The following is a 22,961-nucleotide window of genomic DNA, read 5'->3' as shown; positions in this document are numbered from 1 at the left end:
TAAACGTGTGGAATATATTTTCCATAAATAACTTACCGAAACTAATTGTTCAGAATGATAATTTTATATTTAACTTATTTATAAAACATGAATATAAAATACATTACCGGTTCTTAGTAATAAGAACCGGTAATGATATCTGGAGGTTATAGAATAAGGGTTATCGACCGGCGTGTTTCATGATGCGAGCTTTATCCACCGCCCACTCTTTGTCTTTCAAATCTGTACGCTTGTCGTGCTGTTTCTTACCTTTTGCAACGCCGATTTTGACTTTACACCAGGCATTTTTCCAGTACATCGACAGAGCCACGACGGTATAACCATCACGGTTGATACGGCCGTAAAGATTGTCCAGTTCGCGCTGATTAAGCAGGAGTTTACGCGTGCGTGTAGGGTCGCAGACCACATGGCTTGAAGCCACATTTAGTGGGGTAAAGTTGGCACCGAACAAGTATGCTTCGCCGTCTTTCAAAATGACGTAGCTATCACCTATGTTGGCCTTCCCGGCACGTAGAGATTTTACTTCCCAGCCTTGTAGCACTAGCCCCGCTTCATACTCATCTTCGATAAAGTATTCATGGCGGGCGCGTTTGTTTTGCGCAATGGTGGCTGAACCTGGTTTGAATGCTTTTTTCTTTGTCATAGTGCTGCTCAGTATATGTAATCCAGGAGTTCAAATACACCCCGCTTCGCTGCGAGGATGAAGGCATATCTTAGCACGGCTCCAGGCTAAGAGTTTTTCTTTGCGTGATGATAAATGTTATTATTTGCCCGTTTTGTGACTCTCAGGAAATGCTATGCCTCAGATTACCCGTACTGCGCTAGTGCCTTACAGCGCGGAGCAGATGTATCAATTAGTGAACGACGTGAAATCCTATCCAGATTTTTTACCGGGTTGCACTGGCAGCCGGGTGCTTAACGCGTCGGCCGAACAGATGACGGCGGCTGTCGATGTTTCCAAAGCTGGGATCAGCAAAACTTTCACGACGCGTAACACCTTGACCAGCAATCAAAGTATTTTGATGCATCTTGTCGATGGGCCGTTTAAGTCATTAATGGGGGGCTGGAAGTTCACGCCATTAAGCGCTGAAGCATGCCGTATTGAGTTCCAACTTGATTTTGAATTTACCAACAAACTTATTGAGTTGGCGTTTGGGCGTATCTTCAAAGAGCTTGCGGGTAACATGGTTCAGGCGTTTACCGTGCGTGCGAAAGAGGTCTACAGTGTCGCCTGAAATTAAGGTCGAAGTGGTTTATGCGCTGCCTGAAAAGCAGTACTTGCTTAAAGTTCGGCTGGCGTACGGGAGTACCGTTGAGCAGGCGATTGCCGCATCGGGCATCCTTGAATTGCGTACCGATATTGATTTGACGAAGAATAAGGTTGGGATTTTTAGCCGACCGGTAAAACTGACCGACACGCTTAACGACGGAGATCGGGTGGAGATTTATCGGCCGCTCATTGCTGACCCGAAAGAGTTAAGACGCCAGCGCGCTGAAAAGGCTGCTCAGAAGTAGACAAATAAGTAGTCAAAACAGTAGCCAAAAAAAGGTGCCCATCGGCACCTTTTTTGTTGGTTATTCTTTTTCCAGCTTCGGTTTGTTGTCGATGTTGGTCAACACACCGCTGCTGTTGAAACTCAGAGTCAGTGTTTGCTGAGTTACGCCTTCATGCCCTGGTTGCTGGCGGAAGACATAGAACCAGGTACTTGTACCGAATGGATCGGTCATCATTGGCGTACCCAGAGCATACGCAACTTGTTGTTGAGTCATGCCAGTACGAATCTTTGACACATCGTTCTGTGTCAGGTAGTTCCCCTGGTTAATGTCGGGGCGGTAAACCACTCGCTCCAGAGTGGAACAGCCTGCGGTCAGCATAAGAAGAACCGCTGCGGCAGCAGTCAGCGTTTTACAGCGCATAGTGATTTGATTCCTTTTCGGGCCCGAGCAGCACATGGCTCATTCATAATATGCCGATGATAATAAACCTTTACGCAGTTTAAAACATTAAGGCGCTTAACTCTGACCCTGGTACGGCAAAAAAGTTGGCTTAAAACCTGCTCAATTAACAATATGCTAGCTGATTGGTGCTTTTTTGAACGATGAGGTTATGCCGCCAACAACTCTTTTGCGTTAGCCAGTGTATTACGGGTGACTTCGCTGCCACCAAGTAAACGAGCCAATTCTTGCAAGCGTGAGCGCTTATCAAGCGGCTGCATGTGAGTTTCTGTCATTTCACCGTCGGTTTCTTTACTGACAAAGAAGTGATGATGGCCACAGCCTGCAACTTGCGGCAGATGCGTGACGCACATAACCTGGGTTGATTCGCCGAGCTGGCGCAATAATTTACCCACCACTGCCGCTGTTGGGCCGCTGATACCGACATCCACTTCATCGAAAATCAGCGCTGGTGTTTCCATTTTACGTGCGGTGATCACTTGAATTGCCAGCGCAATACGTGAAAGCTCGCCACCCGAGGCCACTTTCGCCAGCGGTTGCAACGGCTGACCAGGGTTGGTGCTGACGCGGAAATCAATGCGGTCCGCACCTTCTGCTGTCAGGTGGTTTTCATTGAATTCAACGTCAATGGCGAGTTTGCCGTGAGGCATAGACAAAGAATGCATGCTTTCGGTGATCAGCTCACAAAGTTCAGCCGCGTAGTGCGCGCGACGCTGGTGTAACTCGCGTGCGGTGCTAAGCGCTTGCTGATGATGGATGGCTACCGCCTGCATCAGTTCATCCTGAGAGCTGGCCTGATCGTCTAACTGTTGAAGTTCTTCGAGCAATTGCTGATGAAAAGCGGGCAGCTCTTCCGGAGAAATATGGTGTTTGCGTGCCAGCGAGATTTGCCGCGAGATGCGCTGTTCCAGTTCGTACAAACGGTTCGGATCAAGATCGAGGCGGTCACAGTAGTGGCGTAGCTCGTCACTGGCTTCCGAAATCTGAATGTTAGCTTCTTCGAGCATATTTAATACGCCGGAGAGTTTGCTATCCATTCCCGCCAGTTCTTCCATCAAATGACGAACGGTATACAGCTGGCTTTGCAGGTTATTGTCTTCGCCATCAGCAAGGATCGCCAGCGCTTGCTGGCTGACGGAGATCAATTGCCCGCTGTTGGCCAGACGTTTGTACTCTTCGTCGATTTGCTCAAATTCACCTGCAATCGGTGAGAACTCATTGAGTTCTTTCAATTGATAATTCAGTAATTCGCTGCGGGATGCGCGTTCCTGAGCAAGTTGTTGGTGTTGTGCCAGAGTGCGGCAGCTTTGATGCCAGTCGCGATAGTTCTCTGCCATTTTCAAAAGCAGTGCGGATTCACCCGCATATCCATCCAGCAGATTTTTTTGATGCTCTGGTTTTAACAAAAGCTGGTGCGCATGTTGACCATGAATTTGAATCAGCATCTGGCCGAGGTCGCGCAATTGAGAAAGAGGAACCGCCGTGCCGTTAATAAAGCCACGTGAGCGGCCATCGCTGCTGATAACGCGGCGCAGCAAGCATTCACGACCATCATCAAGTTGATTTTCTTCTAGCCAACGCAGGGCGGCAGGGGTGTCTTTCAAAGAGAAGCGGGCGCAAAGATCAGCGCGGCTGGCACCCTGACGAACCATATCAGCTTCAGCGCGGCCGCCAAGACACAATCCTAAGGCATCAATAGCAATAGATTTACCGGCACCTGTTTCACCGGTAATGGCGGTCATGCCGTGATGAAAATCGATTTCCAGTTCACGAACGATTGCGAAGTTACTGATGGTGAGTTGTGCCAGCATAATAGCTTTCCTGTATGAAAAGACATGACTGTGTTTTCATACAGTATAAACTGGTTTTATATACAGTAAAGAACTAGTAGCACTTTTTAGAATAATTTTTTCGACCAGCCGAGTTTTGAGCTTAATGTATTGAAATAGCTGTAATCTTTAGGGTGAATGAGATTGAGGTGATAATCGCAGCGGCGAATTAAAACATCTTCCCCTTCCTGAATTGGCAGGGCAATCTGACTATCGCAACTGATTTCAAGGTCACTGCGCATATGCGAGAAACGCAGACGGATGGTACTGCTGCTGTTAATGACCAACGGGCGAGCAGAAAGCGTGTGCGGGAACATCGGCACCAGTGTGATGGCGTCCAGCGACGGGGTAAGAATAGGCCCGCCTGCCGAGAGTGAGTAGGCCGTTGAGCCAGTGGGGGTCGAAATTATTAGCCCATCGGAACGTTGTGAGAATGCGAAGACTTCATCGATATAGACTTCGAATTCAATCATATGGGCGACTTTGCCAGGGTGCAGAACCACTTCGTTGATAGCGGTGCTCAGGCGCGTCGGCGTGTCCTGCTGGCACACCTGTGCTTCGAGTAAGAAGCGGCGCTCGGCGATGTAATGCCCTTCGAGCACATCGGCCAGTTGTTGTTGCGCGTTGTCTGGGTCAAGGTCGGTCAGAAAACCGAGATTGCCACGGTTGATGCCGATGACTTTGATATCGTAACGGGCAAGTACACGCGCGGCACCTAGCATATTGCCGTCGCCACCGACCACGACCGCAAGATCAGCTTGTTGCCCGATTTCCGCCAGCGTGCCAGTTTTCACATTCTGGAGGTTAAGTTCCTGGGCGATTTGCTGCTCGACAATCACGTCGTAGCCTTTTTTGCATAGCCAGCGATACAGCATTTCATGCGTGGTGAGGGCTGTAGGGTGACGTGGATGCCCGACAATACCAATGCAGTTGAAATGTTTGTTCATTATGCTGAAGGTCCTTATGCGCAGATATGCCGTCTTATTATGACAATATGTCACGTTCCCTTGAATCCCGGAAACTGATCCCCATAATAAGCGAACCAGCGAGATGAATGCTAAAAACGCGGAGAAATTCATGAGTAGTAAAGATCAGAAAACACCAGACGAGCAAGTCTCGGACGAAATTGCAATGGAAAGCCACGAAGAAGTCGAGGCCGTAGAGGGTGCCGAAGTGGTTGATCCGCGCGATGAACAAATTGCCGATTTAACAGCGCAACTGGAAGAAGTTCAGCAGCGCGAGCGTGACAGCGTGTTACGCAATAAAGCGGAAATGGAAAACCTCCGTCGCCGTACCGAACTCGATATTGAGAAGGCGCACAAGTTCGCTCTGGACAAATTTGTCAACGAGCTGCTGCCGGTTATCGACAGCCTGGATCGCGCTCTGGAAGTGGCAGACAAATCCAACACCGATTTAGCCGCTATGATTGAAGGCATTGAATTAACTCAGAAATCAATGCTGGATGTGGTGCGTAAATTTGGTGTGGAAGTGGTTGGCGAGACCAATGTTCCGTTCAACCCGGATGTCCATCAGGCGATTGCAATGGTTGAGTCCGAAGATGTTGCACCAAACCATGTGCTGATGGTGATGCAAAAGGGTTACACCCTTAATGGCCGCACACTGCGCGCAGCAATGGTTTCTGTGGCTAAAGCCAAAGCGTAATTCGCACTATTGCTTTAAATAAAAAGCCAGCCTTCGCGGCTGGCTTTTTTGTGTCTGCTACAAAAGCGATTTACTCTTGAACACTCTCGCGAAGCGGCGTAACTGGGGTCACGCGGACTTGCTTAATCATGTTGTCCTGCACATCGAGAATATCAATATCGTAGTGGCTTAAGCGCACGCGCGTTTCAACAGCCGGAATCTCTTGCAGCTCTTCGAGCAACATACCGTTGATGGTGCGTGCTTCATCTTCCGGTAACGTCCAGTTGAACGCTTTGTTGATTTCACGCACGTTCGCACTGCCTTCGATAATCACGGAGCCATCGTTTTGCGGCATCACTTCTTCGGCGAGTGTTGGGGACATTGACGTGGTGAAGTCGCCGACAATCTCTTCAAGAATATCTTCGACCGTGACTAATCCCTGAATGTCGCCGTATTCATCAACAACCAGGCCGACCTTCTTCTTATTGCGCTGGAATTTTACCAGTTGCACGCTGAGCGGCGTGCCTTCCGGGACAAAGTAAATTTCATCGGATGCACGCAGCAAGGTTTCCTTGGTGAACTCCTGCTTTTCCGTCATTAAACGGTAGGCTTCACGCACTCGCAGCATGCTGATGGCGTCATCCAGCGTGTCGCGATACAGCACAATGCGCCCGTGAGGGGAGTGCGTCAGTTGGCGAACGATAGATTTCCAGTCGTCGTTGATATTGATACCGACGATTTCATTTCGCGGCACCATGATGTCGTCGACGCTCATTTTCTCAAGATCCAGAACCGAGAGCAGCATATCCTGGTTGCGACGGGAGATTTTTGTGTGTGACTCATGCACCAGGGTACGTAATTCGTCTTTGTTTAGCGCGCTACTGACGGTGCTGACGTTTTTGATACCCATCAGGCGCATCAACATACGCGTGATGATGTTTAGCAACCATACCAGGGGCATCATCAGGATTTGCAGCGGGCCGAGCAGGAAGCTGCTCGGGAAGGCGACTTTTTCTGGGTACAGCGCGGCGATAGTTTTTGGCAGCACCTCAGCAAAGACCAGAACCACGAAGGTGAGGATACCGGTTGCGATAGCAACGCCAGCATCACCGTATAAACGCATGCCGACGATTGTGCCAATGGCTGAGGCCAGAATGTTGACCAGGTTATTACCGATGAGCACCAGGCTAATCAGGCGGTCTGGCTTGCGAAGCAGTTTTTCGACCCGTTTAGCGGCGCGGTTGCCCTGTTTGGCTAGGTGGCGCAGCTTGTAACGGTTAAGCGTCATCATGCCGGTTTCAGAGCCGGAGAAGTACGCTGAAACGACTACCATGATGATCAGTGTGACAATCAACGTAGTCGTTGAGATCTGTTCCAAAAGGATTTCCTTTATAAAGACAACATTAGCCGACGAATTGTTGCAGGACGCGGCTACCAAAATAGGCGAGAGTCAGAATCGCTGCACCCGCGACGTTAAACCACACCACACGGCGGCCACGCCAACCTTCATGATAGTGTCCCCAAAGTAAAACGATGTAGACAAACCATGCGAGAATCGACAACACCGCTTTATCGACGTTTTCGAGACTGAAAAGATTTTTCAGATAAAACAGGCCGGTGCAGAGAGTTAGCGTCAGCAGGACCACGCCGACTTGGGTGATATGAAACATTTTGCGCTCAATGCTCATCAACGGCGGCATTTCAGCACGGAAGGCTAGTTTTTTATTTTTGAGCTGGTAGTCAATCCATGCCAGCTGTAGCGCGTAAAGTGCCGCAATAATCAGCGTGGCGTAGGCAAAGAGTGACAGACCAATATGCACCATCATACCCGGCGTTGTTTCCAGATGGGTGATGAATTCATTGGGCATAAAGGTGGCAAGCGCCAGATTGATGAGCGCAAATGCGTAAACAATTGGCAACAGTAGCCAACCGCGATTACGTGACGCAACGATGGTCATCACCGTGCAAATCATCAAACTGACGAGTGAGCCGACGTTAAGCAAGCTGAGGTTCTGCCCCCCGTCAGCGTTAAAAATACGTGCTTCAAGCGCCAGGCCGTGACTTACCAGCGCGATAACAGCAGAGATGATAGCGAAACGCCGCCATCCGCTGTTTTTTGTCAGCAGACTTGGGATAATCAGCGCGAGGCTGCTGGAATAGGCTACAAGCGCAAGGATTGCGAAAACAGGCATATAAAGTGTCGGTCAATTAGCCAGAGAAGAAAAAAAACCAGTATAACGTTACCTGCCGCCTGCTCCAACTCTAACCGTTGCATCACACCAAAGGCGGCTTCATGTTATAATCCGCCAAATTCTGTTTTGTGTCGCAAGCTGCGGCCCTAAGTTACCACGTTAGGCAAAAGACAATGTTTGATAATTTAACTGACCGTCTGTCGCGCACACTGCGCAATATCAGCGGCCGCGGGCGGCTGACTGAAGAGAATGTAAAAGAAACACTGCGCGAAGTGCGCATGGCATTGCTGGAAGCGGACGTTGCGCTGCCGGTGGTGCGTGACTTTATCAGCCGCGTAAAAGAAAAAGCGGTTGGCCATGAAGTTAACAAAAGCCTGACTCCGGGTCAGGAGTTCGTCAAAATCGTGCGCGCCGAACTGGTTGCGGCGATGGGCGACGAGAATGCCAGCCTGAATCTTGCAGCACAGCCGCCAGCCGTTGTGCTGATGGCGGGTCTGCAAGGTGCAGGTAAAACCACAAGCGTAGGTAAGTTAGGTAAATTCCTGCGTGAGAAGCACAAGAAAAAAGTGCTGGTGGTGTCTGCTGACGTTTATCGCCCCGCGGCGATCAAACAGTTGGAAACGCTGGCTGAACAAGTCGGTGTCGATTTCTTCCCGTCTGATGTTGGTCAAAAACCGGTCGATATCGTTAATGCTGCGCTGAAAGAAGCGAAGCTGAAATTCTTTGACGTGCTGCTGGTGGATACCGCCGGTCGTTTGCACGTTGATGAAGCGATGATGGACGAAATCAAACAGGTTCACGCTGCGATTAACCCAGTTGAAACTCTGTTTGTTGTCGACGCCATGACCGGCCAGGATGCGGCAAATACCGCAAAAGCTTTCAACGAAGCGTTGCCATTGACGGGGGTCGTACTGACCAAAGTCGACGGTGATGCACGCGGTGGTGCGGCTCTTTCCATTCGTCATATCACCGGCAAGCCGATTAAATTCCTCGGTGTGGGCGAAAAGACCGAAGCGCTGGAGCCTTTCCACCCGGATCGTATCGCTTCTCGTATTCTGGGGATGGGCGATGTTCTGTCGCTTATCGAAGATATTGAGAGCAAAGTTGACCGTGCTCAGGCGGAAAAACTTGCCACCAAACTCAAGAAGGGCGATGGGTTTGATCTCAACGACTTCCTTGACCAGCTCAAGCAAATGAAAAACATGGGCGGCATGGCGAGTATGATGAGCAAACTGCCAGGTATGGGGCAGTTGCCGGATAACGTTAAGTCGCAAATGGATGACAAAGTTCTGGTGCGTATGGAAGCGATTATTAATTCCATGACGCTCAAAGAGCGTGCGCAGCCAGAGATTATCAAAGGTTCACGTAAACGTCGTATCGCGATGGGTGCGGGTATGCAGGTGCAAGACGTCAACCGTCTGCTTAAGCAGTTCGACGACATGCAACGCATGATGAAAAAGATGAAGAAAGGCGGAATGGCGAAAATGATGCGCGGCATGAAAGGTATGATGCCGCCAGGTTTCCCAGGCCGTTAATTTCTGTAATTTTTGTTTTGCTTGTAAAACAAAAATTGATTTCCGCTCAGGAATGAGTACAATTTTCGGGCTTTTAATATGACACCAGGCTCCATCCCTCGATGGGGCCTGGTGTTTTATTCACTAAAGAGGATGTTATGGTAACTATTCGTTTAGCACGTCACGGCGCTAAAAAGCGTCCGTTCTACCAGGTTGTTGTTACTGACAGCCGTAATGCACGTAACGGTCGCTTCATTGAGCGCGTTGGTTTCTTCAACCCTATCGCTGGCGAAAAAGACGAGGCAACTCGCCTGGATCTGGATCGCATCGAGCATTGGGTTGGCCAAGGCGCAACCGTTTCTGATCGCGTATCTGCGCTGATCAAAGCAGCAAAAAAAGCAGCTTAATCTGTCACGGTGGTCATGATGAGCAATCAAATCTCCGCAAAGGCACCTGTTAACCCAATCGTATTGGGTAAGATGGGATCCTGCTACGGTATTCGAGGTTGGCTCAGAGTGTTTTCCTCCACCGAAGACGCCGATAGCATTTTTGACTATCAGCCCTGGTTTATCCAGAAGGCGGGTCAGTGGCAGCAAGTACAGCTGGAAAGCTGGAAGCACCACAATCAGGATCTGATCATCAAGCTGAAAGGCGTTGACGATCGGGATGCGGCGAATCTACTCACTAATTGCGAAATTGTGATTGATTCAGCGCAATTGCCAGGTCTCGAAGAGGGCGATTACTACTGGAAAGACCTTATGGGTTGCCAGGTGGTAACGACTCAGGGATATCAGCTCGGTAAAGTCATCGACATGATGGAAACCGGCTCAAATGACGTTCTCGTCATTAAGGCAAACCTGAAAGATGCGTTCGGTATCAAGGAGCGGCTGGTTCCGTTCCTCGATGGGCAGGTTATCAAGAAAGTCGATCTCGCTACTCAAACCATTGAAGTAGATTGGGATCCTGGTTTTTAAAACCTCCGGATAAACGGTAAAAGACGGCGTTATGGGGATTGGCTTGTGTTTATTGGTGTAGTTAGCCTGTTTCCAGAGATGTTTCGTGCAATTACCGATTTCGGGGTAACTGGCCGGGCAGTAAAAAATGGCCTGCTGAGCATCCAGAGCTGGAGTCCACGTGACTTCACTTATGACCGACACCGTACCGTGGACGATCGTCCTTACGGCGGCGGACCGGGTATGCTCATGATGGTAAATCCTTTGCGGGAAGCTATCCACGCAGCGAAAGCAGCGGCGGGGGAAGGTGCTAAGGTTATCTATCTGTCACCTCAGGGACGCAAGCTTGATCAAGAAGGCGTCTGTGAACTGGCAACAAATGAGAAGTTAATTCTGGTTTGTGGCCGTTACGAAGGGATAGATGAGCGTGTAATCCAAACCGAAATTGATGAAGAATGGTCAATCGGCGATTACGTTCTCAGTGGTGGTGAGTTACCAGCAATGGTATTGATTGACTCAGTTTCACGGTTTATTCCGGGAGTTTTGGGTCATCAGGCATCAGCAATCGAAGATTCGTTTGCCGATGGATTGCTGGACTGCCCACACTATACTCGTCCTGAAGTGTTAGAAGGCATGGAGGTTCCGCCAGTTTTGCTGTCGGGAAACCATGCAGATATTCGCCGTTGGCGCCTGAAACAGTCGCTGGGCCGTACCTGGCTTAGAAGACCTGAACTTCTGGAAAACCTGGCTCTGACTGAAGAGCAAGCAAGGTTGCTGGCGGAGTTCCAACGTGAACACGCAAATACAGCAACATAAACATGATGGGATGGCGTAAGCCCCCGATTATCAGTTTACCCAGGATAAGAGACAAAATTATGAGCAACATTATTAAGCAAATTGAACAAGAACAGATGAAACAGGATGTACCTTCATTCCGTCCGGGTGATTCCGTGGAAGTGAAAGTATGGGTCGTTGAAGGTTCTAAAAAACGTCTGCAGGCATTTGAGGGCGTGGTTATTGCAATCCGTAACCGCGGTCTGCACTCTGCATTCACTGTTCGTAAGATTTCCAACGGCGAAGGTGTTGAGCGTGTATTCCAGACTCACTCCCCAGTAATCGATAGCATTACTGTTAAACGTCGTGGTGCCGTTCGTAAAGCTAAACTGTACTACCTGCGTGAGCGCACTGGTAAGTCTGCTCGTATTAAAGAGCGTCTGACTAAGTAAGATTCGCTAACGCGACATCCATATAAAGGGCTGCCATTTGGCAGCCCTTTTTTTTGCTTAATGCATGAAAGAGTCCTGAAAGCCTTTACGACTCGCTTTTTCCCATTGCGCTTGCCGCTCGGCTACATCCGGAAGTGTTTCGCAGCTGGCTGGGAACGACTTTCCGCTTTCTCCCAGGATCTCTAAAAATTTAGGATCACAAATCCGCTCCTGGCCACCGGCATAACCTTTTAACCATTCCTCACGGTCAACATTTTCATCGTTATGCAAATGCGCAATGACAGGGTTGCTTCTTATGGGTTGTCCCGACATCGCATCATCCCAGCCAGCCTGATACCAGTCGGTGGGGGAGGGGGTTGGGGCATGGGTATAGGGGTCGACATAACAGCCAGTCAATAACAAGGCAGGAATCAGAGCTAAGTAACGCATTCGGGGATATCCATTTCAAAGGGTATTCTCTGAGCATAGAGTGGTTATGGTTCCCCATGACGTTATTTTTTAAAGAATGCTTGAATGCGCAGGAAACGGGCTTGTTTATGCAGGGTGTATATTTTTATTTACGATTATAATGTTTAAATGTGCCTTAAACGGCAATTATTTTGTTTGTGTAACGTATTGTTTACGTAAAATGGATTGCAATCTTTACTAAAGATGATAAGGTAGCTCCATCCTCACTGAGGAAACGACTATCGCAAACGAGCTAACAGGATCGCCATCATGCAAAAAGACGCGCTGAACAACGTTCATATTTCTGACGAACAGGTACTTATCACTCCGGACCAATTGAAAGCGGAATTCCCGCTGACTGCCGCTCAGGAAGCGCAGATTGAACAGTCCCGTCAGACGATTTCCAACATTATCGCTGGCCGCGATCCTCGTCTGTTGGTGGTGTGTGGACCTTGCTCAATCCACGATCCTGAAACCGCGATTGAATATGCTCGTCGTTTTAAAACACTGTCTGAACAAGTCAGCGATAGTCTGTACCTCGTGATGCGCGTCTATTTTGAAAAGCCACGTACTACTGTGGGCTGGAAAGGATTGATTAACGATCCTCATATGGACGGTTCGTTTGATGTTGAAGGTGGTTTGAAAATCGCACGTAACTTGCTGGTAGAGCTGGTCAGCATGGGCCTGCCGTTGGCGACCGAAGCGCTTGATCCAAACAGCCCGCAATACTTAGGCGATCTGTTCAGTTGGTCTGCAATCGGTGCGCGTACTACTGAATCTCAGACTCACCGTGAAATGGCGTCCGGCCTTTCTATGCCAGTTGGTTTCAAAAATGGTACTGATGGCAGCCTCGGTACTGCGATCAATGCGATGCGTGCCGCATCTATGCCGCACCGTTTCGTCGGCATCAACCAGGCGGGCCAGGTTTGCTTACTGCAAACTCAGGGAAATCCTGATGGCCACGTGATTTTACGCGGCGGCAAAGCGCCAAACTACAGCCCGGCAGATGTGGCGCAGTGTGAAAAAGAGATGGAGCAGGCGGGACTCCGCCCGGCCTTGATGATAGATTGCAGCCATGGCAACTCAAACAAAGACTACCGCCGCCAGCCGGGCGTCGCTGAATCAGCTGTCGCTCAAATCAAAGATGGCAATCGTTCTATTATTGGCCTGATGATTGAAAGTAACATCCACGAGGGAAATCAATCTTCAGAGCAACCTCGCAGTGAAATGAAATACGGTGTTTCTGTAACAGATGCATGCATCGATTGGGAAACGACAGAGACTTTACTGCGTGAGATTCATAAAGATCTGAACGGTACGCTTGCGGCGCGTCAGGCATAAGAGGTTTTACTATGGTGGCTGAATTGACCGCGCTACGCGATCAAATTGACGAAGTGGATAAGGCGTTGCTGGGGCTACTGGCACGCCGCCTGGAACTGGTAGCAGAAGTTGGCGAAGTCAAAAGCCAGTATGGTTTACCGATTTATGTCCCGGAACGTGAAGCTGCAATGTTGGCTTCACGCCGCAAAGAAGCTGAAGCTTTGGGAGTTCCACCTGATCTGATTGAAGATGTTCTGCGCCGCGTGATGCGAGAGTCTTACTCAAGCGAGAACGACAAAGGTTTCAAAACACTGTTTCCTGCGTTACGCCCGGTGGTTATCGTCGGTGGTGGCGGTCAGATGGGGCGCATGTTTGAAAAGATGCTCACTTTGTCAGGCTATCAGGTTCGTATTCTTGAAAAAGAAGACTGGGCTAAAGCGCCAGAGTTAATGGCTGATGCTGGTATGGTGATTGTGAGTGTTCCGATTCACATCACAGAACAGGTTATCGCTCAATTACCCCGGCTGCCTGATGACTGTATTCTGGTCGATCTCGCATCCGTGAAGAATGGCCCATTGCAAGCTATGTTGGCTGCACATCAGGGACCTGTGCTCGGTCTGCATCCTATGTTTGGCCCTGATAGCGGAAGCCTTGCGAAGCAAGTCGTGGTTTATTGTGATGGTCGCCAGCCGGAAGCGTACCAGTGGTTCCTGGAGCAGATTCAGGTTTGGGGGGCACGTTTACATCGCTCCACCGCAGTTGAACACGATCAGAATATGGCGTTTATTCAGGCGCTGCGCCACTTCGCAACCTTTGCCTATGGTTTTCATCTGGCTGAAGAGAATGTTCAGTTAGAGCAGTTGCTTGCGCTTTCATCGCCGATTTATCGTCTGGAACTGGCAATGGTAGGGCGCTTGTTCGCACAAGATCCGCAGCTTTACGCAGACATTATTATGTCTTCAGAAAGCAATCTGGATCTGATTAAGCGCTATTACAAACGTTTTGGTGAGGCCATAGGCTTACTAGAGCATGGCGATAAACAAGCATTTATCGACAGCTTCCGTAAGGTTGAACACTGGTTTGGTGATTACGCACAGCGCTTCCAGAGTGAAAGCCGCACTTTATTACGCCAGGCTAATGATAGCCGCCCGTAATTGTGAAATAGTTTTATAATTGAAAGCCATCGGGGCAACTCGTTGGCTTTTTTTATTGGCAAAAGGATAGAGAAATGGCACAGCCGCAGGTTCTGTTCGATTACACCGGTCACTTACCTGAATGCCCGACATGGAGTGCAGAAGAAAATTGCCTCTACTGGACAGACATTCTCGAAAATGAAATTCATCGCTATAACGTCGAAAGCAAAAAACACGATGTAATCCAATTTTCAGAGGAAGTCGGCTGTTTTGCTTTATGCGAAACGGGCGGTTTTATTGTTGCGCTGCGAAGTGGAATTTATCTCACGAATCGCACTGGGCTTATCACTCGTAAAGTTTGTGATAATCCCAATAATCCGGCTTTGGCTCGTTTTAATGATGGTGGAACTGACAGAGAAGGGCGTTTTTACGCCGGAACATTTTGGGGACCGGGCGATTACAACGGTGCGTTACTGTGCCGCGTGGACAACGATCTGACGCCGCATGTCATCCAACATGATATTCACGGGGCTAATGGTTTAGCGTTTAGTGAAGATAAAAAATGGATGTTTACCTCCGATACGCCAAATCGAGTGATTTACCGAACCCCTTTAAATGAGCAAGGTGAACCGGGAAAACGCGAAGTGTTTAAGCGTTTCGAGCCAGGGCAAGGCATTCCTGACGGCGCCGCAATTGACGTGGAAGGCTGCTACTGGACAGCATTGTTTGATGGTTATCGGATTGCCCGTATATCGCCGACCGGTGAAATACTTGAAGAATACCGGTTACCGGTGCGATGCCCGACAATGGTGTGCTTTGGCGGCGATGATATGAAAACGTTGTTTATCACAACGACGCGAGAAAATATGGATGATGCAGAAGTTGCTGCGAAGCCATTATCTGGGGCGATTTTTATGCTCGGCGTCGCGGTTGCGGGAATGCCCAAACTGAAGTTTAAACAGACGCAGTAAGCCAGCATGGCGCTGGCTTACTACCAGTGTTATGCCGGATCGACAGGCACTACGTTTTCGCTTGGATAGCAGCCGAGCACTTTCATGGAGCGAGTGATTTCACCCAGTTCGCGCAGAGCTTTACGCATCGTTTCATCGTTCAGGTTTGCCTGAACATCCAGATAAAACATCTCTTCCCACGGATTGCCGTTAATCGGGCGAGATTCCAGTTTCGTCATAATCAGATTGTGATTACGCAGAACCAGCAGCGCTTCTACAAGAGCACCAGCTTGTTGACCGGTAGCGATCAGCAAGGTCGTTTTGGCAGGGACCTGGTCGGTCACTTCTACCGCTTTGCGTGCCAACACAATGAAACGGGTAATGTTCTGTGTCTGGTTTGCCAGGTTGCGTTCAAGAACTTGTAAACCATAAAGCGCACCGCCGGCTTCGTTGCCCAGAGCTGCAACAAGTGGAGAATTTGCCTGAGCCACTTTTTCCATCGCCGCAGAGGTGCTTTCGCAATATTCAATTTTCCAGTGCGGGTAGCGATTAATGAACTGGCTGCATTGCTGGAACGGTTGCGGATGACTGTACACCGTCTGGATAGTGTTCAGATCGGTTGTGCCATTAACTAACACACAGTGGTCGATTGGCACGGTCATTTCAGCAACGATAGACAAGCTGGTGTGTTGTAATAAATCGTACACATCATTGATGGCACCTGAGCTGGTGTTTTCTAGCGGTACGACGGCGTAATCGGCCTGGCCCGTTTCAACCTGGTTGAAGATGTCATGGAACTTAGCGCAGCCACTTTCAATAAACTGTTCAAAGTGACGAGCGGCGTACTGACGAGCGGCAAGGTGCGAGTAAGAACCTTTTGGGCCGAGGAACGCGATTCGAGCTGATTGCGGATTAGTTTGATTAAGATGCTGCTGCAATAGCGTTTGCTGTGTCAGGACTGAGTCTTCAATGATGAGTTGAAACAGACGAGTGATGTAATGGGCGTCCAGATTATGCGTTTTACCCAGAGTAATCAGGCGCTCCAGCAAATCTCGCTCACGATCGATATCACGCACTGGGCGATGAGTCGCAAGTTTCGCCTTTCCGACTTCTACAGCCAACAAGCGACGTTCTGCCAGCAAAGCCAGCAGTTTTACATCCAGTGCACTGATTTTATCGCGTAGTGCCAGCAATGGGTTTGTCTCACTCATAACGCTACCTTTTTAAATTCCATAAAAAAGGCCTCCCCGCTGGGGGAGGCCTGTTTGTTCGTCTTCGCATTCTTTATCACACGACGAATTGCCTCCCATTCAGGGGAAGGTAAAAAAGAATGCGAAGAAAAACGGAAATAATTTCATGGGCGGTTCCTGATAAGTCGTACAAGTAAGGTACCCGGTCTGTTTTCGCTCTGTCAATAAAAAACGCGCCCGGAGGCGCGTTGGTATGATTGATAAAGCTAAAATTTACTCTTCTTCAATTTCCGCGATAGCAACGTCTTTCACTGAGCCTGCTGTGCGACGCGCTTCACCTTTGTGTTGCACTTTATTCAACTGCCGCTCCAGTTTGTTAATCAAATCGTTGATAGCCGTATACATATCATCGTGTTTAGCGCTCGCTACGAGCTGGCCGTTTGGCGTATTAATGGTGGCATCAGCCACAAATCCTTTCGGTTCTTTGGACAAAACAATGTGTGGATTAATTAGATGAGTTTGCCACTTGTCCAGTTTAGTGAGACGGTCTGCGACGTGCTGACGAATAGCTGGGGTGATTTCCATTTGCTTGCTGGTAATGTTCATTGTCATAAAGTTACCTCTTGTCTTTCCCGTCTTGGTAACTCCAGCATACCTTTCTGAATGTCAAAATGTGTGATGTGAATCACACTATTTTGTCACTTTTTGTCAGCAAACCCTTTTTGTGAGGCAGGACAGGATCTCTGTTTTTAAAGCTTGTGGAACGAAGAAATAGCGTCCATATTTGATGGGATGACCTGAAGCTAAACCGTTTCAGTTTGGTGTTTCAGGCAATAAAAATGGCAGCCACCAGGGCTGCCATTTTGTTTTTATAAATCAGCGAATCAGGCTTTGCTGCTATTAGCCGCGATAATTTTAGCAACTTTATCGGCCTGAGCCGGCATTTGCATTTCGCGGTAAGCATTTTCCATCAACTTCAGACCATCACGAGTGGCCTGAGTATCAGGGAAATCGCGCAACATTCCTTCGACACGGTTAACTACTGCAACCCACGCGCCGCGTTTAGTGTAGTATTGCGCCACCGAAAGCTCATATTTCGCTAAACGATCTTTCAGGAACACCAGACGCTTGGTGGCATCGGTGACATACTGGCTGTTCGGATAACCACGAACCAGTTTAGAGAAATCGTTGAAAGCATCACGAGCATGAGCAGGATCTCGGTCTGAACGATCTACACCGAAGAAACCTTGTAATGCGCTATCATCCAACGCCATATCCGTCAGACCACGCATGTAAAGTACGTAGTCGATGTTTGGATGGGTAGGATTCAGACGCATAAAGCGATCGATCGCAGCCTGAGCCAGCGGCAAATCAGCGTTCTTATAGTAAGCGTAAATAAGATCTAACTGCACTTGCTGTGAGTAAGGCCCGAACGGATAACGGTTATCCAGCGCTTCCAGTTGCGTTATCGCCGCTTTAAAGTTACCGTCCTGCAACTTTTGCTGGGCAGTCGCATAGATCTCAGAAGGTGGATTATCAGGAACCTCATCCTTGGAACTGGAGCAACCAGCCAAAGCCAGGCTCAACGTGGCTGCTGCCACCAGATATTTCATACGCGTCATGACGTTTTGACTTTCCTCAGAATGTTATCCGGGAGGCTCACAGTACCAGCTCCCGATAAAGACCAGCTACAATAGCACACTATATTAAACGGCATTGCCGTAAAACCCAACGTTAACGAAGAAGCTGTCTATGGCACAACTAGTACAACTCACCGCAACAGTGTCCGAATCTCAACTCGGTCAACGCTTAGATCAAGCTTTGGCCGAATTGTTCCCTGATTATTCACGATCGCGCATAAAAGAATGGATTCTTGAACAACGCGTGCTGGTTAACGGCACGATCAGCGACAAGCCAAAAGAAAAAGTATTGGGTGGCGAGAGCGTCACAATCAATGCAGAAATCGAAGAGGATGTGCGCTGGGAACCACAAGATATCCCGCTTAATATTGTCTATGAAGATGACGATATTCTGGTGATTAACAAGCCGCGTGATTTCGTTGTGCATCCTGGTGCGGGTAATCCTGACGGAACCGTACTAAATGCACTGCTGCATTATTATCCACCGATTGCCGATGTGCCGCGTGCGGGCATTGTGCATCGTCTGGATAAAGACACCACCGGTTTGATGGTGGTGGCGAAAACAGTACCGGCGCAAACTCACCTGGTTGAGGCTTTGCAATTACGCGAAATTACGCGTGAGTATGAAGCAGTCGCAATTGGTCATATGACGGCAGGTGGCACAGTAGATGAGCCAATCAGTCGCCATTCGACCAAACGTACACATATGGCTGTGCATCCAATGGGTAAACCTGCGGTTACACACTATCGAATCATGGAACATTTCCGTGTGCATACGCGTCTGCGTCTGCGTCTGGAAACCGGCCGTACTCACCAGATTCGTGTACACATGTCGCATATTACTCATCCGTTGGTTGGCGATCAGCTTTATGGTGGTCGTCCACGCCCACCAAAAGGTGCGTCGGAAGAGTTTGTCAGCGTGCTGCGTAAGTTTGACAGGCAGGCTTTACACGCAACTATGCTGCGCCTCCATCACCCGATCAGCGGTATGTTGATGGAATGGCATGCGCCAATTCCTCAGGATATGGTCGAGTTAATTGAAGCGTTGCGCGTTGATACAGAGCTTCACAAGGACCAACTGGACTGGCTATGAGTAAATTGATCGTCCCGCATTGGCCGCTTCCTCAAGGAGTGGCTGCGTGCAGTTCGACACGTATTGGCGGCGTGAGTCAGCCGCCTTACGACTCGCTTAATCTGGGTGCTCACTGCGGTGATAATCTGGATGATGTCGAAGAAAACCGTCGCCTTTTCTTTGCCGCAGCAATGTTGCCCTCTAAGCCTGTTTGGTTAGAGCAGGTTCACGGCAAAGAAGTCTTAAAACTGACTGGCGAACCTTATCTGTCCAAACGTGCTGATGCTTCATATAGCTCAACGCCAGGTACTGTTTGTGCGGTAATGACTGCTGATTGCCTGCCGGTGCTATTCTGTAATAAGGCCGGAACGGAAGTTGCGGCTGCTCATGCTGGATGGCGCGGCCTGTGCGAAGGCGTTCTTGAAGAAACCGCAGCTTGTTTTAAAGACGCGCCAGAAAATATTATGGCGTGGCTTGGCCCGGCTATCGGACCTGAAGCATTTGAAGTTGGCCCTGAAGTGCGTGAAGCGTTTATGGCCAAAGATATTCAGGCCGACAGCGCATTTCGCCCGTATGGGGATAAATACATCGCAGACATCTACACGTTGGCCCGCCAGCGTTTGTCAGCTGTAGGCATTACCCAAATTTTTGGTGGCGACCGTTGTACCTACAGCGAAGCGGGTGATTTTTTCTCGTATCGACGCGACAGAACCACAGGCCGTATGGCAAGTTTCATTTGGCTGATATAACTTATTGAATCAAGACGATCCAACGCAGGTAACAAACGCTTCAAATATTTCAGGTCATTAACCTTGAATAATTGAGGGATGACCTCATTTAATCTCCAGTAGCAAATTTGACCTGTTTATGGGAGGAGTTATGCGTCTGGATCGTCTTACTAATAAATTCCAGCTTGCTCTCGCCGATGCCCAATCTCTGGCTCTCGGGCACGACAACCAATTTATCGAACCCCTTCACTTGATGAGCGCGTTGCTCAATCAGGAAGGCGGATCTGTACGCCCATTACTGACATCTGCTGGTGTAAATGCCGGAAAGCTGCGTACTGAGATCGAGCAAGCATTAAGCCGTTTGCCACAAGTTGAAGGGACGGGCGGTGACGTTCAGCCTTCGCAGGATTTAGTCCGTGCATTAAACCTGTGTGACAAACTGGCGCAAAAACGAAATGACAACTTCATTTCGTCAGAGTTATTTGTTCTGGCAGCACTTGAATCACGCGGAACATTAACTGATTTACTGAAATCAGCGGGTGCTACCACGGCAAATGTGACAGCAGCAATTGAGCAAATGCGTGGAGGCGAGAACGTGAATGATCAAGGTGCCGAAGACCAACGTCAGGCATTGAAAAAATATACCGTCGATCTGACCGAGCGTGCAGAACAAGGCAAGCTCGATCCGGTGATTGGCCGTGATGAAGAAATTCGTCGTACTATTCAGGTATTGCAACGTCGTACCAAAAACAACCCGGTATTAATCGGTGAACCAGGTGTGGGTAAAACCGCCATCGTTGAAGGCCTGGCGCAGCGCATTATTAATGGTGAAGTGCCGGAAGGTTTGAAAGGGCGACGTGTATTGGCTCTGGATATGGGCTCGCTGGTGGCTGGTGCGAAATATCGTGGCGAATTTGAAGAACGTCTTAAAGGTGTGTTGAACGACCTTTCTAAACAGGAAGGTAATGTCATCCTGTTTATTGACGAATTGCACACTATGGTTGGTGCAGGCAAAGCTGACGGTGCAATGGATGCGGGCAACATGCTAAAACCAGCACTGGCTCGCGGTGAACTTCATTGCGTCGGTGCGACCACACTTGATGAATATCGTCAGTATATAGAGAAGGATGCAGCACTTGAGCGTCGCTTCCAGAAAGTATTTGTTGCCGAGCCTACTGTAGAAGACACCATCGCGATTTTGCGTGGGCTGAAAGAACGCTACGAATTGCACCACCACGTGCAAATTACGGACCCGGCGATTGTTGCGGCTGCGACGCTATCGCACCGTTACATCGCTGACCGTCAGTTGCCGGATAAAGCCATCGACCTGATTGATGAAGCGGCTTCCAGCATTCGTATGCAGATTGACTCGAAGCCAGAAGAGCTTGACCGTCTGGATCGTCGAATTATCCAGCTCAAACTGGAACAGCAGGCACTGAAGAAAGAGTCTGACGAAGCCAGCCAGAAACGTTTAAGTATGCTTGAAGAAGAATTAGGGCAAAAAGAACGTGAGTATTCCGTGCTGGAAGAAGAGTGGAAAGCTGAGAAAGCATCCCTTTCTGGTGAACAGACGATTAAAGCGGAGCTGGAGCAGGCGAAAATTGCCATTGAACAGGCTCGCCGTGTCGGCGACCTGGCCAGAATGTCTGAATTGCAATACGGGAAAATTCCTGAGCTTGAGAAACAGCTTGCAGCTGCCACTCAGAATGAAGGGAAAACCATGCGTCTTTTGCGTAATAAAGTCACTGATGCAGAAATTGCGGAAGTGCTGGCACGCTGGACGGGGATCCCTGTGGCGCGAATGCTTGAAGGTGAGCGCGAGAAACTGCTGCGTATGGAACAACAACTTCATACTCGTGTTATTGGGCAGAATGAAGCGGTTGAAGCCGTATCGAATGCAATTCGCCGTAGCCGTGCGGGCTTGTCTGACCCGAACCGCCCAATAGGCTCGTTCCTGTTCCTTGGGCCAACGGGTGTAGGTAAAACCGAACTGTGCAAAGCGCTGGCGAACTTTATGTTTGATAGCGATGACGCAATGGTGCGTATCGATATGTCCGAGTTTATGGAAAAACACTCGGTCTCTCGTTTGGTCGGTGCGCCTCCGGGGTATGTTGGTTACGAAGAGGGCGGTTATCTGACAGAAGCGGTTCGTCGTCGTCCTTACTCTGTCATTCTGTTGGATGAAGTTGAGAAGGCGCACCCGGATGTGTTCAACATCCTATTACAGGTGCTGGACGACGGACGCCTGACTGATGGGCAGGGGAGAACGGTCGACTTCCGTAATACGGTTGTAATTATGACCTCTAACCTCGGTTCCGATTTGATTCAGGAACGTTTCGGCGAGTTGGATTATGGTCATATGAAGGACATTGTACTTGGCGTTGTTAGCCAGAACTTCCGTCCTGAATTCGTTAACCGTATAGATGAAGTCGTGGTGTTCCATCCTCTGGGTGAAAAACACATCGCTTCTATCGCGCAGATTCAGTTGCAGCGTTTGTATAAACGTCTCGAAGACCGTGGCTATGAAGTCACTATCTCTGAAGAGGCGCTGAAGCTGCTTAGCGAGAATGGTTATGACCCGGTGTATGGTGCAAGACCGTTGAAACGCGCTATCCAGCAGCAAATTGAGAACCCACTTGCTCAGCAAATCCTTTCTGGAGAGCTGATTCCTGGGAAAGCTGTACACCTGGAAGTAAAAGACAATCATATTGTGGCAGTGCAGTAAGTCACATAAAAGACAAAAACGAGCCCTTCCGGGCTCGTTTTTGTTTAAAAAGCAGGCGAGATGAGAGTTTTTAAAGGTGTATTGCCTGGAAAGTGAGCGGTCGGTAAGTATTTTGTATTTTAGTACTTGTCAGCCTCCAGAAAATCCCTATACTGCGCCTCCACTGACACGGCACAACGGCTTACAAACCGGCCCGTCAGCCAGATGAAAAGCGAAAATAAACGCTTGACTCTGAAAGAGGAAAGCGTAATATACGCCACCTCGAGTTAGCAAGCGAAAGCGCCTAGCTCACTGCTCTTTAACAATTTATCAGACAATCTGTGTGGGCACTCGCAGGATTGATATCTCAGATACCTTCGGGTATCAAAAAAATATCAAGTCTTGAAGAGTGACCAAGCAGTAATTCATTTAGTTGAATTATTACGAAAGTTAATTTTTGAGCATC

The 22,961-nt window shown here is 49.0% G+C and carries 24 protein-coding genes, 1 pseudogene and 1 other annotated feature; of the genes and pseudogenes, 14 read left to right on the top strand and 11 right to left on the bottom strand.

Annotation, left to right across the window (positions count from 1 at the left end):
• Nucleotides 1-160 precede the first annotated feature (160 nt).
• A complete protein-coding gene (gene smpB / locus GBAG_RS15505; RefSeq protein WP_034497808.1) occupies nucleotides 161-643 on the bottom strand; it encodes an SsrA-binding protein SmpB in 483 nt (160 codons plus the stop codon).
• Nucleotides 644-797: 154 nt separating this feature from the next.
• Between smpB and GBAG_RS15500 the strand changes: the two genes are divergently transcribed.
• Entirely contained in the window at nucleotides 798-1,235 is a 438-nt protein-coding gene (locus GBAG_RS15500) for a type II toxin-antitoxin system RatA family toxin (protein WP_034497807.1), read from the top strand.
• Nucleotides 1,225-1,515 (top strand): RnfH family protein, encoded by a 291-nt coding sequence (locus GBAG_RS15495; RefSeq protein WP_034497805.1) that lies wholly within the window; start codon nucleotides 1,225-1,227, stop codon nucleotides 1,513-1,515. The genes GBAG_RS15500 and GBAG_RS15495 overlap by 11 nt, the downstream gene beginning before the upstream one ends.
• Before the next feature lie 60 nt (nucleotides 1,516-1,575).
• On the opposite strand, the gene bamE is transcribed toward GBAG_RS15495, so the two are convergent.
• From bamE to nadK, 3 genes are all read right to left on the bottom strand, one after another.
• Nucleotides 1,576-1,917: an outer membrane protein assembly factor BamE gene (gene bamE, locus GBAG_RS15490; protein ID WP_034497803.1), complete on the bottom strand. Its 342-nt coding sequence runs from the start codon at nucleotides 1,915-1,917 to the stop codon at nucleotides 1,576-1,578.
• A gap of 188 nt (nucleotides 1,918-2,105) precedes the next feature.
• A complete protein-coding gene (gene recN, locus GBAG_RS15485) occupies nucleotides 2,106-3,767 on the bottom strand; it encodes a DNA repair protein RecN (protein WP_034497802.1) in 1,662 nt (553 codons plus the stop codon).
• A gap of 86 nt (nucleotides 3,768-3,853) precedes the next feature.
• On the bottom strand, nucleotides 3,854-4,732 hold the full coding sequence (gene nadK / locus GBAG_RS15480) for an NAD(+) kinase (RefSeq protein ID WP_034497800.1): 879 nt from the start codon (nucleotides 4,730-4,732) through the stop codon (nucleotides 3,854-3,856).
• Nucleotides 4,733-4,862: 130 nt separating this feature from the next.
• Between nadK and grpE the strand changes: the two genes are divergently transcribed.
• A complete protein-coding gene (gene grpE, locus GBAG_RS15475) occupies nucleotides 4,863-5,447 on the top strand; it encodes a nucleotide exchange factor GrpE (RefSeq protein ID WP_034497825.1) in 585 nt (194 codons plus the stop codon).
• A gap of 70 nt (nucleotides 5,448-5,517) precedes the next feature.
• Here grpE and GBAG_RS15470 read toward each other — a convergent pair whose 3' ends face one another.
• Nucleotides 5,518-6,804: an HlyC/CorC family transporter gene (locus tag GBAG_RS15470; RefSeq protein ID WP_034497798.1), complete on the bottom strand. Its 1,287-nt coding sequence runs from the start codon at nucleotides 6,802-6,804 to the stop codon at nucleotides 5,518-5,520.
• Nucleotides 6,805-6,829: 25 nt separating this feature from the next.
• Nucleotides 6,830-7,618 (bottom strand): cytochrome C assembly family protein, encoded by a 789-nt coding sequence (locus GBAG_RS15465; RefSeq protein ID WP_034497796.1) that lies wholly within the window; start codon nucleotides 7,616-7,618, stop codon nucleotides 6,830-6,832.
• Between the two features lie 173 nt (nucleotides 7,619-7,791).
• Between GBAG_RS15465 and ffh the strand changes: the two genes are divergently transcribed.
• The 5 genes and pseudogenes from ffh (at nucleotide 7,792) to rplS (ending at nucleotide 11,311) form a co-directional block, all read left to right on the top strand.
• Nucleotides 7,792-9,153 carry a signal recognition particle protein gene (gene ffh / locus GBAG_RS15460; RefSeq protein ID WP_034497794.1) on the top strand — a complete coding sequence of 454 codons (1,362 nt, stop codon included), beginning with the start codon at nucleotides 7,792-7,794 and terminating at the stop codon, nucleotides 9,151-9,153.
• Nucleotides 9,154-9,290: 137 nt separating this feature from the next.
• Complete coding sequence (rpsP, locus tag GBAG_RS15455; protein ID WP_034457320.1) at nucleotides 9,291-9,539, top strand: 30S ribosomal protein S16; 249 nt, start codon at nucleotides 9,291-9,293, stop codon at nucleotides 9,537-9,539.
• Nucleotides 9,540-9,557: 18 nt separating this feature from the next.
• Nucleotides 9,558-10,106 carry a ribosome maturation factor RimM gene (gene rimM, locus GBAG_RS15450; RefSeq protein WP_034497792.1) on the top strand — a complete coding sequence of 183 codons (549 nt, stop codon included), beginning with the start codon at nucleotides 9,558-9,560 and terminating at the stop codon, nucleotides 10,104-10,106.
• A gap of 45 nt (nucleotides 10,107-10,151) precedes the next feature.
• A pseudogene (gene trmD / locus GBAG_RS15445) lies at nucleotides 10,152-10,920 on the top strand (tRNA (guanosine(37)-N1)-methyltransferase TrmD).
• A 40-nt stretch (nucleotides 10,921-10,960) separates the two neighbouring features.
• Nucleotides 10,961-11,311: a 50S ribosomal protein L19 gene (gene rplS, locus GBAG_RS15440; RefSeq protein ID WP_034457314.1), complete on the top strand. Its 351-nt coding sequence runs from the start codon at nucleotides 10,961-10,963 to the stop codon at nucleotides 11,309-11,311.
• A 57-nt stretch (nucleotides 11,312-11,368) separates the two neighbouring features.
• Here the strand turns inward: rplS and GBAG_RS15435 are convergent, their stop codons facing one another.
• A complete protein-coding gene (locus tag GBAG_RS15435) occupies nucleotides 11,369-11,740 on the bottom strand; it encodes a DUF2799 domain-containing protein (protein WP_034497788.1) in 372 nt (123 codons plus the stop codon).
• 288 nt (nucleotides 11,741-12,028) lie between these two features.
• On the opposite strand from GBAG_RS15435, the gene aroF reads away from it, so the two are divergent.
• The 3 genes from aroF to GBAG_RS15420 all read left to right on the top strand — a co-directional run bounded on the left by aroF (nucleotide 12,029) and on the right by GBAG_RS15420 (nucleotide 15,182).
• Nucleotides 12,029-13,099 (top strand): 3-deoxy-7-phosphoheptulonate synthase AroF, encoded by a 1,071-nt coding sequence (gene aroF / locus GBAG_RS15430; RefSeq protein ID WP_034497787.1) that lies wholly within the window; start codon nucleotides 12,029-12,031, stop codon nucleotides 13,097-13,099.
• Nucleotides 13,100-13,110: 11 nt separating this feature from the next.
• Nucleotides 13,111-14,232 carry a bifunctional chorismate mutase/prephenate dehydrogenase gene (gene tyrA, locus GBAG_RS15425; protein ID WP_034497786.1) on the top strand — a complete coding sequence of 374 codons (1,122 nt, stop codon included), beginning with the start codon at nucleotides 13,111-13,113 and terminating at the stop codon, nucleotides 14,230-14,232.
• A 74-nt stretch (nucleotides 14,233-14,306) separates the two neighbouring features.
• Nucleotides 14,307-15,182 carry an SMP-30/gluconolactonase/LRE family protein gene (locus tag GBAG_RS15420; RefSeq protein ID WP_034497784.1) on the top strand — a complete coding sequence of 292 codons (876 nt, stop codon included), beginning with the start codon at nucleotides 14,307-14,309 and terminating at the stop codon, nucleotides 15,180-15,182.
• 29 nt (nucleotides 15,183-15,211) lie between these two features.
• Here GBAG_RS15420 and pheA read toward each other — a convergent pair whose 3' ends face one another.
• From pheA to bamD, 4 genes are all read right to left on the bottom strand, one after another.
• Complete coding sequence (gene pheA / locus GBAG_RS15415) at nucleotides 15,212-16,372, bottom strand: bifunctional chorismate mutase/prephenate dehydratase (RefSeq protein WP_034497782.1); 1,161 nt, start codon at nucleotides 16,370-16,372, stop codon at nucleotides 15,212-15,214.
• A gap of 21 nt (nucleotides 16,373-16,393) precedes the next feature.
• Nucleotides 16,394-16,520: a sequence feature (Phe leader region), on the bottom strand.
• Nucleotides 16,472-16,519, bottom strand: a complete 48-nt coding sequence (gene pheL, locus GBAG_RS23000; RefSeq protein ID WP_193216298.1) for a pheA operon leader peptide PheL — start codon at nucleotides 16,517-16,519, stop codon at nucleotides 16,472-16,474. (Overlaps the previous feature by 48 nt.)
• Nucleotides 16,521-16,624: 104 nt before the next feature.
• Nucleotides 16,625-16,963 carry a ribosome-associated translation inhibitor RaiA gene (gene raiA, locus GBAG_RS15410; protein WP_034457302.1) on the bottom strand — a complete coding sequence of 113 codons (339 nt, stop codon included), beginning with the start codon at nucleotides 16,961-16,963 and terminating at the stop codon, nucleotides 16,625-16,627.
• Nucleotides 16,964-17,235: 272 nt separating this feature from the next.
• Nucleotides 17,236-17,973, bottom strand: a complete 738-nt coding sequence (bamD, locus tag GBAG_RS15405; RefSeq protein WP_034497781.1) for an outer membrane protein assembly factor BamD — start codon at nucleotides 17,971-17,973, stop codon at nucleotides 17,236-17,238.
• A gap of 130 nt (nucleotides 17,974-18,103) precedes the next feature.
• Between bamD and rluD the strand changes: the two genes are divergently transcribed.
• From rluD to clpB, 3 genes are all read left to right on the top strand, one after another.
• Nucleotides 18,104-19,084: a 23S rRNA pseudouridine(1911/1915/1917) synthase RluD gene (gene rluD / locus GBAG_RS15400; RefSeq protein ID WP_034497779.1), complete on the top strand. Its 981-nt coding sequence runs from the start codon at nucleotides 18,104-18,106 to the stop codon at nucleotides 19,082-19,084.
• On the top strand, nucleotides 19,081-19,812 hold the full coding sequence (gene yfiH, locus GBAG_RS15395) for a purine nucleoside phosphorylase YfiH (protein WP_034497778.1): 732 nt from the start codon (nucleotides 19,081-19,083) through the stop codon (nucleotides 19,810-19,812). Before rluD ends, yfiH begins: the two co-directional genes overlap by 4 nt.
• A 130-nt stretch (nucleotides 19,813-19,942) precedes the next feature.
• Nucleotides 19,943-22,516 (top strand): ATP-dependent chaperone ClpB, encoded by a 2,574-nt coding sequence (gene clpB, locus GBAG_RS15390; RefSeq protein ID WP_034497776.1) that lies wholly within the window; start codon nucleotides 19,943-19,945, stop codon nucleotides 22,514-22,516.
• Nucleotides 22,517-22,961: the final 445 nt, after the last annotated feature.

This window comes from Buttiauxella agrestis ATCC 33320, assembly GCF_000735355.1.
GTDB lineage: Bacteria > Pseudomonadota > Gammaproteobacteria > Enterobacterales > Enterobacteriaceae > Buttiauxella > Buttiauxella agrestis.
Note: the sequence above shows the minus strand (reverse complement) of the source record. Positions and strands in the feature narration are given on the sequence as shown.